Below are 14,481 nucleotides of genomic sequence, written 5' to 3' on the forward strand. Positions count from 1 at the left end.
CACGCCCCTGTGTTCTTACCACAGGAGTATTATTGGGATTATGACGATAATAGCTAGTAAAACGTTCTGTAGTTCTCTTAATATCTGAACTTAAATGGCTAAAGTCCCCCGTATTTACTGCTCTTGTCACTGTGTCAGTAATTTCTTTTACACCATCAATAACATCATCACCTAAAGCCATAGCTACTCTCCATACAGTTTCAATTTTATTATCTAAATATATTCCGCTTTGCATAGGTTATTGTTTTCATCAGGAAAATCAATAACCGTACTAGACCAAAATTTGTCGTTAAGACAAATTTTGTCCTGCGAAGCAGGATTCTTGCTGATGATTATCCTAAATCTCAGCAAGAAGTCATGCTTATAATAAAAAATAAAAATATTTATCAAACTTTTCTCATAACCAAGCGGATTTTCTTCCTAGTAACACTTTTCTTATTTATTTTACCCGACTAGTTTGAAATCTTCAATCTTATTCCATCTTTTTAATCCGCTTTTTCTGACTTTTCGTCACGCTTTTTCTTTTCTTCTTTTCTAAGCTTGTTTCTAATTCGCAGTTCCAAAAAGAACTGTTTCAAAATATTACTACACTCTTCTTCTAATATTCCTCTTTCAACATTGCATTGGTGATTAAATGAAGGATGTTCAAGAATGTTCAAAATAGAACCAGCGCAACCTGCCTTCGGATTCATGCATCCTATAAAAACATTCGGGATTCGTGCCTGCACAATAGCACCTGCACACATCTGGCAAGGTTCAAGTGTCACATAAAGATCACATTCCTCAAATCTCCAATCACCTATTACCTTACCCGCCTTCTTCATCGCAGAAATTTCAGCATGACATAATACGGATTTATCTGTATTTCTACGATTATATCCTCGTCCTATTATCTCATGGTCATAAACAATTACGCATCCAATTGGAACCTCGCCAAGCTCATAGGCTTTTTTTGCTTGTTTTAAAGCTTCCTTCATGTAAAATTCTCTTTCTTTTGTTTTGTCATTAAAAAAATGTTTCATCGCTTTTACTACCTCTAAATCTGTGAAACACTCACACTTGTGGAATATTTGGTTTCTACGGTTATATTTTTATATGTTCAATTAACTATTATTTTAGTAGGCGGAAAAATGTGTTATTATAAAGCTATTGATAAATCAGTTGTTACGGAGTAAAAATATGAAAATATCAACCAAAGGAAGATACGCTCTTCGTGTTATGATTGACCTTGCACTGCATGACACAGGTGAATATATCGCACTAAAAGATATATCGACCAGACAGGGCATCACAATTAAATATCTGGAGCAGATAGTAACAAGACTTAATAAAGCAGGTTATCTCCGCAGCATGCGCGGTAACAACGGTGGCCATCGTCTTGCCAAACGTCCATGCGAATATAAAGTCGGTGATATACTCCGCACTATGGAAGGCAATCTTTCTCCTATCGAATGCCTTGCTATAAGTGATGAGGAAATATCATGTCCTAAAAAAACCGAGTGTCCGACACTTTTTTTCTGGAAGGGTCTAGATCAGGCGATAAATGACTATGTAGATAAATTCACCCTTCAAGATCTTCTCGACCAGAATATTAAGAGCATCTGAAAATATGCTACGCAGTATAATATCCACCTGCCAAGAGCCATAAAAAGATGACATCTCACATACTTGCATGCGGCGTGTTAAAGTCCTCTAAAATCAAATTCAGGTATGAAACTGTCAAGCGCAGTTTCGTCTCCCTGAATAAATGCATTGTTCACACCTATTTCAATTGCATAATCGACAAGAGCCTCATATTCAGCACTGCCAACTTTTCTGGTTAGTTCCTTATATTCCTTTGCGTAAGGCATGGGAGTATACTGATTCATAAGACTTATGAAAATATTGTCTTGAAAATACTCATGCAGCAAAAAGACTATTTTCTTTGAGTCTTCCAGATTGCCGGGAAGCATCATATGTCGCACAATAGTTCCCTTTTTCATCAAAGGTCCGCAATAATCATCTATCAGCTCATCTGTTACATAATCATTATACTCATCAGCAGTCATAGTTTTTTCTTTGCAAGAAATATTGGAAGGCTGCACTTTAGGTGCAAAGAAAACAGGATTTCCTGTCTGTCTAACCATCTCTTTTATTGCTCCCAGACAAACCTTGGAATAATCTGTAGCATTTGAATACTTTTTAGATATATCGGAAGAAAAGTATTTAAAATCAGGAAGATATATATCAATTAATCCATCTAAATACTTTAATTTATCCGCTGTTTCATAGCCACTGGTATTATATACAACAGGAATTATCAGACCATTATCCCTAGCTCTTTCAAGTGCATTAACAATTGTAGGCATGAAATGAGTCGGAGTTACAAGATTTATATTACTTGCATTTCGGTCCTGGAGCCTCAGAAATATCTCAGATAAGTGCTCAGATGTTATCTGTTTCTGAACTTTTGCATGAGCAATCTCATAATTCTGGCAAAATACACATCCCATGTTACATCCAGAAAAAAATACAGTTCCAGAACCACATGTTCCTGATATACAAGGTTCTTCCCACTCATGGAGCGAAGCTCTTGCCGCCATAAGACTACTTGTTTCACGGCAATATCCAGCCTGACCTTTTGTTCTGTCTACATGACATCTTCTAGGACACAGCTCACAGTTTTCATATAAAAACGATAAATCTTTTCCCATATTAATTCACACTTTTACAGATACAAATCTCTTACTTAATCAAGTTTAGCTTAGTTATAAGGCTAGAATCCTTTGCTTTTTAGAAAGTTCGTTTTTCGTTCGCTATCTCACCCTAATACTATACGTCGAATAAACGCGCTATAGAAAAAAGCGGCTCTGTGAAGGATGCATATATGTCTCAATGGCAAGGCACCTTACAACACATGAAAGGTTCTACTTAGTGCTGCTTCGTTCCCGACCTGACACGGTTCGTAGAGATCCATTGCATAAGACCCGACCATATCTATACATATATACACCCGTCACAGAACCGATTCTGATCAAGGATTATTAATTTAAAACTTAATTACCAACGAATATTTTATAAACTTTCATTCAAAAAGTCAAGTAGTACCTATCACTCCAATCCAAAAACTACGCAAACTGGCCATTTAAAAAGGCTATGCCTTGGACCAAGTAAATACCCTGGTCCAATTTGCTACAATTTTGAAAACATAAATATAAAATTAGAACTGGTGCTGATCAAGATATTTCATATAGTTTGAAACCATAAGTGCTATCTTGAATGTAAGTGCATCATCGAACTTTCTGATATCAAGCCCTGTAGCTCTTTCTAACTTCTCGATTCGATATACAAGTGTATTTCTGTGTACAAAAAGCTGTCTGGAAGTTTCGGATACGTTCAAATTGTTATCGAAAAATTTAGCTATTGTGCTAAGAGTCTCTTCATCTAACATTCCAAATACATCTTTGTCTCCAAATATCTCATGCAGGAAAATATGACACAGATTAAGCGGAAGCTGATAAATAAGTCTTCCAATTCCAAGTGTGTTATATGCGTTAACTTTTTTCTCAGCATAGAAGATTTTACCAACTTCAAGAGCCATTTTCGCTTCCTTATAAGACTTGGACAGATCTTTCAGTTCATCTACTATTGTTCCATAAGCTACTCTGACATTAAGCATAGCTTCTGTATTCATCATATCAACGATTGTAGTAGAGATTTTCTCAACTTCATTATAGCTTTGAAGTGATTCAACACTCTTTATAAGAATCACACTACGTTCATCAACAGCTGTAATATAATCGCCAGTCTGAGCAGTAAACATTCCAGCCATCAATTCATTAGCAGAATTCTCACCCTCAATATCAGTCTCTACAAGAATAATTACACGAGGAACTGTAACTTCGATGTGTAATTTCTTGGCTCTATTATAAATATCTATAAGCAGCAAGTTATCAAGCATGAGATTCTGGAAGAAATTGTTGCGGTCATATCTTTCCTTGTATGCAACAATCAAATCCTGAAGCTGTGCTACACAAATTTTTCCAACTGTATAGGCACTCTCTCCATCTCCGCTTGCAACTAGGATATATGCAAGTTCTCCTTCATCAAAAATTTTGAGCAAATGATGTTCACCTATAACCTGAGAATCTACCAGAGAATTGGCGAAACTGGTAATAAGTGATGTATCAAATAATTCATCTTCTTTTGTTGTAGCTACAACACTTCCGTTTAAATCCAGTACACTTAAATTAACTTTTGTAATAGCTGTGAGCTGATTTATGCTTGAATTAATTGTCTGTGCAGAAATCATTCTTCAACCTGCCTTTTTAATATTATAAACACGATATAAGCATTAAAATAAAACTTATATTTTTAACTTCTTTGCATCTCTATTATCCTAAAGCATTTTTGCTTTTTATGCAAATAAAAGTTGCCATTTAGATGGCTTACAACATCTAAATGGCAACTTATAAATTCAATAATTTATACTAGACAACCAAATTAGTTTGTAATTGTCTTTTCTGTTTCCTTATCGAATACGTGAATCTTCTCAACATCGAAACCAAACTTAACTGTATCGCCAGGTCTAGCTGTTGTTCTAGAGTCAACACGTGCTGTGATAGGGAATCCTTCGAGATCGAAGTACAGATAAACTTCTGCACCAAGGAGCTCGTATACGTTGATTGTAGACTCGAATACAGCCTTAGATGTGCTTACGAACATCTCGGAATCATCAACGTCTTCTGGACGGATACCGAATGTAACCTTCTTTCCATCATAGCCACCCTCGATAAGCTTCTTGGACTTAGCTGGTGGAAGCTCGATTTCCTGGTTAGCAATCTTGAGGTATGCTGTCTGTCCCTTAACTGCAACTTCTGCATCAAGGAAGTTCATCTGAGGTGAACCCATGAATCCAGCAACGAAGAGGTTAACTGGCTTCTCGTAGAGGTTCTGTGGTGTATCGATCTGCTGAACAACACCATCCTTCATAACTACGATACGTGTACCAAGAGTCATAGCCTCTGTCTGATCGTGTGTAACGTAGATGATTGTAGTACCAAGTCTCTGGTGAAGCTTAGCAATCTCAGTTCTCATCTGAACACGAAGCTTAGCATCAAGGTTTGAAAGAGGCTCATCCATAAGGAATACCTTAGGATTACGAACGATAGCACGTCCCATAGCTACACGCTGTCTCTGACCACCGGAAAGAGCCTTTGGCTTACGATCAAGGAGATTGCTAAGGTCAAGAATCTTAGCTGCTGCCTTAACCTTCTTATCAATTTCATCCTTCGGTACTTTACGAAGCTTAAGACCGAAAGCCATATTATCATATACTGTCATGTGAGGATAAAGAGCGTAGTTCTGGAATACCATCGCAATATCACGATCCTTAGGCTCAACATCATTAACTACTCTTCCACCAATCTTAAGTGAACCAGAAGAAATATCTTCCAAACCTGCGATCATACGAAGAGTTGTGGACTTACCACATCCTGAAGGTCCTACGAAAATGATGAATTCTTTATCCTTAACATCAAGGTTAAAATCCTTAACAGCAACGAAGCCATTAGGATACTGTTTTGTAACATGCTCAAGCTGTAAACTTGCCATTTTATAATCCTCCCATCTCTCTTTTAACTGAAAGCTTTATACCTTAAAAAATACTTATGTATTAGATTTATCATCCTTTTATAGTATATGTTTTTGCCCTCGAAATTGATATAGAGTCTTTCAACAAATATTCCTCAGAGGCTTAGTCAAAATGCTTATAAAAAAGACTTCTTTTATTTTTTAATGACATTTTGACGAAAACCCATTAACTTTTGGTGACATTCTGCCGAAAAGCATATATATTATATGCTTCTTTTGTTCGAAAGAATCATTATAACTACTCAGTTATTTTCTTTGAAATAACCTGCGTTAAAGAAAATATTGCTGATAATGCCGCAATTATAAGAAGCACTCTTACGACTAGTACTTCTGCATATATATCTGAGGTATTTCTACTTCTCTTTGCTCCTTTTATTTCTCCTGAAGTGACAGTCTTGGTAATCCTAGAAGCCCCTTCCACAAGCGGAAGATTTTCATTACTTACTCCAACAACTTCCTCTGGCTCTGAAAAGGTTGGCTCTTCTGGTGTATCCTGTGTTGGCGGATCTTGCGGCGGAGGAGTTTCTGCAGGCGGCTCCTCTGGTGGAACCTCATATTGGGGCGGATTGTCCGGTTCCTCCGGCGATGGCGGATTATCCGGAGACGGAGGATTGTCCGGAGTTGGCGGATTGTCCGGAGGCGTCACATTGTTTACTATCGTCGGAATACTCGTACTTCCATCATATTTTACGTCAATTACAAGTTTTGACGATTCAGTATTATAAGTAACTGTTACTACAACTGATATCTCTTTGGAAGTATCTGAGTCTTCTACAATCTTGTATGTATATATTCCAGGATACACATAGGTTATCTGACCAAAAGTGGCAACCCCTGTTCCTCCTGCAGGTGCTGTTGTATTAGATACAGTTGCAACAGCTGGCATAGGTACAGAAATTTCATTTCCATTCTCATCAGTAACAGGATTGCCCGAAGCATCAAGTGCACTTACTGGTGATAAAGTAAAGCTATAGGCAGGCACTTCTGCAGACTCATCAGACATCTTCTTATTAACCACAAAACCTGCAGTTCCTTCGTGATAGTTGTAAATCGAACCAGCATCATCCTGACCTATATAACAAATAGTCTCTGGAACACTTCCGTCAGACTGCTGTTCTGTTATCTGCTTTGTATATTCATTTCCATCAAGCCTGTATCCTGAAGGCGCATATTTTTCTTTTAACACGTATGTTATATCACTTCCACCTGGAAGTCCTGTAACTTTAAACACTCCATCCGTTTTATCTTCGTCAAGACTTCCGTTATCTGTTACTTCCATTTCATCTATAACATTTCCTGACTGCTTTATCGTAAGTGTCCAAGTACTTCCTGCAAGTGAAGAGGAAGCTTCATTAAGCTTTTTCCATGACAAAATACCAAACTGCTGGAAAATCATTTTTCCGTTGGAACCAATTCCTCCACCACACCAGTATGCATTGTTGTTATAAATTTTCAGTTTTGCTTTGGATTTTGCTGTTTCCTTGTCAGAATTACTAAATCCAGAAGCTTTAATTCCAAGTGCATGGTCTCTTCCATCAGCTCCAACTTCAAATTTAACATCAGTACCAGAAGTTGAGAATGTAGGATTAAGAGGCTCTGTTTCAACTCCAAAACCACTCTCTGTATAATAATTACCATCTTCCCATTGGTATCCCATATAGCTATACCCTGTTGCCTTTTTAGCCGGTCTTCCATCATCTGTCCACAAAACAGGAGCATTAGTAAACCAGTGAGATGAGAGATTCATTATGGAATTATTCTCCCCGTTTGGCTTATTTTTATACATCATAGCAAAATCATCACCAGATCTTCCACCTATAAAAGCTGGCGTTGGATATTTATCTTCTGGTCCTATAAAATACTCTTTATGTTTATAATCACTCTGATTATCGTTTAAGTTTTTATCGTATACAAGCTGTGCTGAATTATCAAAAATAGCCGCAAATCCAAGTGTATTAAAATATCCGTGTGCAGATGGACAGCACCAAATTCCGCCACCAAAATGTCCAGCCTGGTTATTGTATATACAAGTTTTTCCAAAATAGGTGGTACTATTTTCCTCTGTGTAGATTGCTCCACCCTCTTTATAGGATATGTTATTGTAGAATTCTCCTGCAATTATCTTGTTATCATCACATGCGTTAACAAATAACGCACCACCCAGACTTCTTAGCGCTTTATTCTCTGTATACGTTCCGCCTGCAACTGTGATATGACCGCTTGACCAGATAGCGCCTCCTCCGAGACTTACCTTATTACCTATTTCATTATATGAAGCAAATATAGTACTTCCTGTCTCATCCTCAGGCTCCCATCCATCATTTGTGACACCTGCAATGTTACCTTGGAACAAACCACCTGTAATAGTCATCTGGGCACTCTTTTGGTTTGTTGCATTTCTGCAATCTTCCCATATTCCGGAAATAATAGCACCGCCAGCTTCTGCTTTATTTCCTATAAATTTTCCACTTTCTACTGTGAGGCTGGCGCCATCTAATACATTAATTGCGCCGCCTTCTTTAGCTTTATTATAAGAGAATTCTCCTCCTGTTATCTTCATGCTGCTTCCGCTGCCATATATGCTGATAACACCTCCGATTTTACCTATGTTTTTAGTAAAAGTTCCTCCAGCTATTCTAATCGTAGAATTATTCGTTACAGTAATAGGAGATGAATTATCTTTGAATGTATCGAAATTCGTTCCGGTAACGGGAACCGATTCAGCACCAAATGTATTAAAATTCGTTACTGTTATCCCCATAATCGTAACATCAGAATTTGATATACTAAAGAGTCTTGATGTATCTGGCACATTATCTCCATTAATATCTCCGTTTAATACACCAGTACCAGTTATTGTCAAATTCTTACCGGTTATATCAATAACGTTATTAATGGCAAACGTTCCGTTCAAACTTATAACATCGCCTTCTACTGATGCATTTATAGCATTAGCTAACGCCGCAGTATCTGTAGTAGCATCTCCACTTGCATTAAGCTCTACAACTGCAGCCTTGGTGGATATATCTGTTTTGTAAAAAAAATATTTGGATGAAACAACTAAAAAAACAACCGCACTAAGAACAACTACCAACCCTTTACGTCTCTTCATATATACCCCCATAGTCATTTTATGTAAAAATACGCCCTCCCAAGCACATATTTACACAAGTACCAGAATCAAATTTGTCGTAAGAAAAACAATGCCTTTCTTTGCCGATAGGATTTTACAAATCTTGAAATCTGGCGCTAAGAGCTTCGTACAGTTTTTTGTGTATAACCATTTGAAATTTAGAACATCAGAATATTTTAATATTATCATTATATCGTTTATTATACAACTATCATTTTCTGATTATTTTTCATGAATTTTGATGTATGTTTTCTATGATTTCTTGTCAATTTCATTCAGAAACTCGCATTTACTGCGAGTTTCGTGAGAACAAAAGTCAAGTGGCAAACTGGTCCAAGGCGACGCCTTTTCAAATGACCAGTTTGCGTAATTTTTGGAACGCAGTGACAAAAATTTATACTATGAAAAAGGTACACTTCTTAGTAGCATCTAAAAAGTGTACCTGCATTAATAACGTTATTGTTGGCTTTGCTTTACTTATCTTTTGTCTCTTCACTATCTTCATCTTCGTCATGAAGAATAGCTGCTGCCTCTTCATACTCAGATTCTTCAAGTTCAACTTCTTCTTTCTTTTCTTCTGTCTGATTTTCAAATCTTAAGAAGAGAGGACTATAAAGCCATGCACAGATAAATCCCGGAACTGTAATTCCGAAGCACAAAAAAAGCGGGAGGAATCTCCATGCTGTTTCAGGTGCAAAAATAAAAATAAATGTAGGAAGTGCTGTTGCAAGAACCATTCCCACTGTGCGAGGAAGTCCCAATATCGACATAAACAATGAGTTTTTAAATGTTCCTTTAACTGTATTAACAAATCTTGCAAGTACCGGGAATACATACAAGAATACACAAAGCCAGATGATGGCTGCCGCAAATACCATCCATATTACCGGCTTTGGAAATGGTGACTGCTCTGAAGCAAAAAGCTTAAAGTCAACAAGAAGCGTCATTCCAATCAGAAACAAAACCATCCATATTGCTGTAGCCTGTTTGAAATTCTGTTTAAAAGACTTCCAATAATCTTTGATGATGTAGGAATCTTTGCCACGAACCATTTTCAATAGAACATAGTGCATAGCTGTCATAGATGCTCCAATTGTAAAAATCGGAATACAAAACAAAAAAGTTACCAGATTTAATATAAGCAAATCTGCAATTTTATTCAGCACCTGCATGAACGGGCTATCAATGTTTAAAAACTTCAAAATAATCTCCTCCTTTTGCTATACAACCTATATGTGAAGTTCCATTGGATATACTTTAATTCCATTATCCAACTGCATTGGCTTAACTTCTATAAAACCCTCTTTTTCATAAAAAGGAAGAGCATATGGTGATGCATTTACTGTTAGTTTCTTGTGCCTTCTTGCCGATAGTTTAACTCTCATCGAAGCACTTTCAATAAGAGCATGACCTATTCCTATTCTGTGATAATCACCATCCACGAACAATAAGGAAATGTGTCTATGCTGCATAAGAAGCAACATTCCCACCATTTCTTCTTTTTCATAGGCCACTATCAATTGATAATTTCCCATAACAAACTGCTTGTAAAGTTCCTCGCCATAAACGAAGGCTTTAAAATTAGATCTGCCTTCCTCTGAATAATCCTTTGCATTAAATTTTAAAAAAGTCCGATATGCCAATTCCATAGCAACATCCCAATCAGCGGCATATCCTTTACGTATTAACGCCATATCAGATTTTTTCTTTTGCATAGTTTTATTTAGATTTATCCTTTTTAAGTTACATATTAGTTAATGTTTGCTTTTTCACAAATCCACTTGAAATGATCTTCGTAAACTTTTTCTTTTCCTATCTCATTGTGTATTTCATGACGCATATTGTCGTAGAGTTTAAGTTCCGCGTTAAGTCCTATTTCGTTCTTATAAACATTGTAAAGACTCTCTACCTGTTTACCATATCCTCCAACAGGATCTTCTTTCCCTGCGGTTAAAAGGATTGGAAGTGTTTTGGGGATAAGAGCCATTCTCTCTTTGTCATTAATAGACTCCAACAATCTTGACATTGTAAGAAATCCATTTACAGTAAAAACAAATGTGCATAGGGGATCTTTCATGTACTCCGACACTATTTCATCATCTGTGCATATCCAATCTGACGAAGTTTTTGCATTTTTTATTCTTGAAAGATAACCACTAAACGCAATTTTGTTAAGAAGCGATGCTCTATGATATCCTCCAAAGACAGCGAACTGAATATGTGCCAGAATTTTCCCAGCAAATACCTTTGTATCATTAGGATATCCTGTTCCCTGTACTATAACTGCATTCAGTTCATTCCCGAATCTTGAAATATATTCTCTTGTAATAAATGAACCAAAGCTATGTCCTAATACCACATAGGGTACAGATGGAAAACGATTTTTCATAATCATGGTAAGTGAATGGGAATCTTCTACAAGAACCTTTTCGGGTTCCTTTTCACAAAAATATCCGTAAGTTCCACCATTTTCTACGCTTTTACCATGTCCTAAATGATCCTCTCCACAGACAACAAAGCCTTTTTTTGCAAAATATTTTGCAAGTTCATCATATCTTTCAATATATTCCTGCATTCCATGAATAATCTGAAGTATACATTTGGGTTTCTCTCCCCTAGATAATTCAGGGAGCCAGATACTGGCATGTATCTGGTCTTCCCTGCTTTTAGACAAAAAAGAAATATCCTCCTTTGCTATCATCCCCTAATACTCCTCTAACTAGTTATGTTGCCCTTACGCTTTATGCAATCTCAGCTCCGCTTGGCATCTTCTTTTCAGGAACCATAAGTGAAAGTTCTCCGTCAGCGCCTTCAGCACACAGAAGCATTCCTTCAGACATAACTCCTGCAAGTTTAGCCGGCTTAAGGTTTACAAGTACCATAACCTTCTTACCAACCATTTCTTCTGGTTCATAATACTTGCGAATACCTGATACTATCTGAAGTGTACGACTTCCAACTTTTACCTGTGAGCAAAGAAGCTTCTTGGACTTCGGAACAGCCTCACATTTAATAACTTCTCCAACCTGGAACTGCATTGCTCCAAACTGGTCAAAAGTTATTTCAGGTTTAGCTTCGATATCAACAACCTCTTCAGATTCTTCTGTGCTCTGACCTGTTACAGCCTTTAGGTTCTCACGAATTTTCTCAGCATCCTGAGTCTTTCCTGCCTTTTCAAGGTTCTCAGCAGCGATTGTCTGAGTCTTTATAAAATCTTCTTTCTGAAGTCTTGTAATTTCTTCTGTCTGTTTTAATACTTCTTCGAGATCTTTTCTCTTGAACAGCATCTCTGGAGCTTCACTTACCTTGTTTCCATTTGGATATAAACCAAACTCAGAAAGCTTGGTGAACTCTCTGATAGTAGTATTAAGCTCTTTTGCAATCTGCTGTGCTGTCTCAGGCATAAATGGCTCAAGAATAGAAGCACCTATTACAATTGACTCTGTAAGATTGTAGAGAACTGTTGCAAGACGATCTTTCTTTGCGTCATCTTTAGCAAGTACCCACGGCTCAGTCTCATCTATATATTTGTTGCAACGCTTGAACAATGTGAAAATATCTGTAAGAGCATCTGCCACTCTAAGGTCATCCATCTTCTTTTCAACCTGCTCATAACAGGAAGTTACAACCTTCTTAAGATCAGCATCTACATCTTCAACTACATTTCTATCTTCAACAACGCCGCCAAAATACTTATTGCTCATTGCAATAGTACGGCTTACAAGGTTACCTAATGTATTTGCAAGGTCAGAGTTAAAACGCTCTACCATAAGCTCCCATGTAATAGTTCCATCATTGTCAAAAGGCATTTCATGGAGACAGAAGTATCTTACTGCATCAACTCCGAACAGATTAACAAGATCATCTGCATAGATAACATTTCCTTTTGACTTACTCATCTTCTCGCCACCCTGAAGAAGCCATGGATGTCCAAAAATCTTCTTTGGAAGCGGAAGATCAAGTGCCATAAGGAAAATAGGCCAGTAAATTGTATGGAATCTGATAATATCTTTTCCGATAAGGTGAAGATCTGCAGGCCAGTTCTTGTTAAAAAGATCTGAGCTGTTGCCATCACAGTCATATCCAATACCTGTTATGTAGTTTGAAAGTGCATCAAGCCATACATAAACGACATGACGATCATCGAAATCAACCGGAATTCCCCATTTAAAACTGGTTCTGGATACGCAAAGATCCTGAAGTCCTGGAAGAAGGAAATTATTCATCATTTCATTCTTTCTAGCTTCTGGCTGAATGAAGTCAGGATGTGAGTTGATGTAATCGATAAGTTTTGGTGCATATTTGCTCATCTTGAAGAAATATGCTTCTTCCTCTTCCTCATGAACAGGACCTCCACAAACTGGACATTTGCCATCTACAAGCTGTGAATCTGTATAGAACGCCTCACACTCTGTACAGTATTTTCCCTTATAAGATCCCTTGTAGATATCTCCCTGATCATAAAAACGCTTGAAAATCTTCTGAACCTGACGCACATGGTCTTCATCTGTTGTACGAATGAAACGATCATATGATGTTCCAACCATATCCCAAAGACCTTTAATAGTACCAGAAACCTGATCTACAAACTCCTTTGGTGAATTACATCCTGCTTCAATTGCTCTATTCTCAATCTTCTGACCATGTTCATCTGATCCAGTCTGGAAATGAACATCATATCCATCTGCTCTTTTATATCTTGCAATAGCATCTGCCAAAATAGCTTCATAAGTATTACCTATATGCGGCTTTCCTGATGTATAAGCGATTGCTGTTGTAATATAGTACTTTTTCTTTTCTGCCATATATTCCTACCTCGTAAAAAATTAATGTGTTAAAACTTCGCATCCATCTTCAGTAACAAGTACTTGTACTTCCCACTGAGCAGACGGTTTATTATCAGCTGTATAAACAGTCCAGTCGTTTTCATCATCAACATATATTCTGTCTGTTCCCATATTCACCATAGGCTCAATTGTAAAGCACATACCAGGAACCATTAACATTCCACTTTCCGGTCTGCTGACATAACTTACAAACGGATCCTCATGGAATTTGCAACCGCATCCATGTCCACCGATTTCCCTGACAACGCTATATCCATTCTCAAGTGCATGCTGATGAACTGCATGTCCCATGTTACCCATTCTTACCCATGGTTTAACATTCTTTATACCTATTTCGACACATTCTCTGGTAACTTCAACAAGTTTCTTTTTCTCTGGAGAAACTTCACCGATACAGAACATTCGTGAAGAATCAGAAAAATATCCATTCAGAATTGTGGAACAGTCAACATTAACAATATCACCTTCCTGAAGAATAACATCTTTGGACGGAATTCCATGACACACCTGGTCATTTATAGATGTGCAGACACTCTTGGGGAATCCCTCATAATTCAAATCTGCAGGTATTCCTCCCATTTTGTAGGTGACATCGTTTACGATATTATTTATTTCTTCTGTAGACATCCCTGCCTTAATCTTATCTCCGATTTCATCAAGAACTGCAATATTTATAACTGCACTTTTCTTAATGCCTTCAATTTGCTCTCTGGTCTTGAGCATACTTCTTTTTGGAATTTCAATTCCTGCTAATTGATATTCAATTAGCTTATCATCAAATTTCTCGTGGCACTTTTTATATTTTTTGCCGCTGCCACACCAGCAAGGTTCATTACTACCAATCTTTGTATACATGATATATCCTTTCCA

At 37.2% G+C, this 14,481-nt stretch carries 12 protein-coding genes and 1 other RNA gene; 1 reads left to right on the forward strand and 12 read right to left on the reverse strand.

Annotated features, from left to right (window positions below):
- Both G634_RS18840 and tadA read right to left on the reverse strand, forming a co-directional pair.
- Nucleotides 1-181: hypothetical protein (locus tag G634_RS18840; RefSeq protein WP_035799708.1), on the reverse strand; the 181-nt coding region annotated here is incomplete at its 3' end.
- 304 nt (nucleotides 182-485) lie between these two features.
- Nucleotides 486-1,022 carry a tRNA adenosine(34) deaminase TadA gene (tadA, locus tag G634_RS0110640; RefSeq protein WP_026505278.1) on the reverse strand — a complete coding sequence of 179 codons (537 nt, stop codon included), beginning with the start codon at nucleotides 1,020-1,022 and terminating at the stop codon, nucleotides 486-488.
- 157 nt (nucleotides 1,023-1,179) lie between these two features.
- Here tadA and G634_RS0110645 point away from each other — a divergent pair, with 157 nt between their 5' ends.
- Nucleotides 1,180-1,605, forward strand: a complete 426-nt coding sequence (locus tag G634_RS0110645) for an RrF2 family transcriptional regulator (RefSeq protein ID WP_026505279.1) — start codon at nucleotides 1,180-1,182, stop codon at nucleotides 1,603-1,605.
- Between the two features lie 77 nt (nucleotides 1,606-1,682).
- Here the strand turns inward: G634_RS0110645 and G634_RS0110650 are convergent, their stop codons facing one another.
- The 10 genes from G634_RS0110650 to G634_RS0110690 all read right to left on the reverse strand — a co-directional run bounded on the left by G634_RS0110650 (nucleotide 1,683) and on the right by G634_RS0110690 (nucleotide 14,466).
- On the reverse strand, nucleotides 1,683-2,693 hold the full coding sequence (locus G634_RS0110650) for a radical SAM protein (protein WP_026505280.1): 1,011 nt from the start codon (nucleotides 2,691-2,693) through the stop codon (nucleotides 1,683-1,685).
- Nucleotides 2,694-2,873: 180 nt separating this feature from the next.
- Nucleotides 2,874-2,972, reverse strand: an RNA gene (ffs, locus tag G634_RS20820) — signal recognition particle sRNA small type.
- A gap of 227 nt (nucleotides 2,973-3,199) precedes the next feature.
- Complete coding sequence (locus G634_RS0110655) at nucleotides 3,200-4,291, reverse strand: PucR family transcriptional regulator (RefSeq protein WP_026505281.1); 1,092 nt, start codon at nucleotides 4,289-4,291, stop codon at nucleotides 3,200-3,202.
- A 191-nt stretch (nucleotides 4,292-4,482) separates the two neighbouring features.
- A complete protein-coding gene (locus G634_RS0110660) occupies nucleotides 4,483-5,592 on the reverse strand; it encodes an ABC transporter ATP-binding protein (protein ID WP_026505282.1) in 1,110 nt (369 codons plus the stop codon).
- A 277-nt stretch (nucleotides 5,593-5,869) separates the two neighbouring features.
- Entirely contained in the window at nucleotides 5,870-8,743 is a 2,874-nt protein-coding gene (locus G634_RS0110665; protein WP_196805347.1) for a Spy0128 family protein, read from the reverse strand.
- A gap of 494 nt (nucleotides 8,744-9,237) precedes the next feature.
- Nucleotides 9,238-9,966, reverse strand: a complete 729-nt coding sequence (locus tag G634_RS18845) for a YesL family protein (RefSeq protein WP_051233843.1) — start codon at nucleotides 9,964-9,966, stop codon at nucleotides 9,238-9,240.
- Between the two features lie 27 nt (nucleotides 9,967-9,993).
- The gene (locus tag G634_RS0110675) at nucleotides 9,994-10,458 is read right to left on the reverse strand and encodes a GNAT family N-acetyltransferase (RefSeq protein ID WP_026505284.1); all 465 of its coding nucleotides are present in this window, start codon (nucleotides 10,456-10,458) and stop codon (nucleotides 9,994-9,996) included.
- Between the two features lie 56 nt (nucleotides 10,459-10,514).
- Nucleotides 10,515-11,465, reverse strand: a complete 951-nt coding sequence (locus G634_RS0110680; RefSeq protein ID WP_026505285.1) for an alpha/beta fold hydrolase — start codon at nucleotides 11,463-11,465, stop codon at nucleotides 10,515-10,517.
- Nucleotides 11,466-11,505: 40 nt separating this feature from the next.
- The gene (gene metG / locus G634_RS0110685) at nucleotides 11,506-13,569 is read right to left on the reverse strand and encodes a methionine--tRNA ligase (protein WP_026505286.1); all 2,064 of its coding nucleotides are present in this window, start codon (nucleotides 13,567-13,569) and stop codon (nucleotides 11,506-11,508) included.
- A gap of 21 nt (nucleotides 13,570-13,590) precedes the next feature.
- Nucleotides 13,591-14,466: a methionyl aminopeptidase gene (locus G634_RS0110690; RefSeq protein WP_026505287.1), complete on the reverse strand. Its 876-nt coding sequence runs from the start codon at nucleotides 14,464-14,466 to the stop codon at nucleotides 13,591-13,593.
- Nucleotides 14,467-14,481 lie beyond the last annotated feature (15 nt).

The organism is Butyrivibrio sp. NC3005, from assembly GCF_000424545.1.
Taxonomy (GTDB): domain Bacteria; phylum Bacillota; class Clostridia; order Lachnospirales; family Lachnospiraceae; genus Butyrivibrio.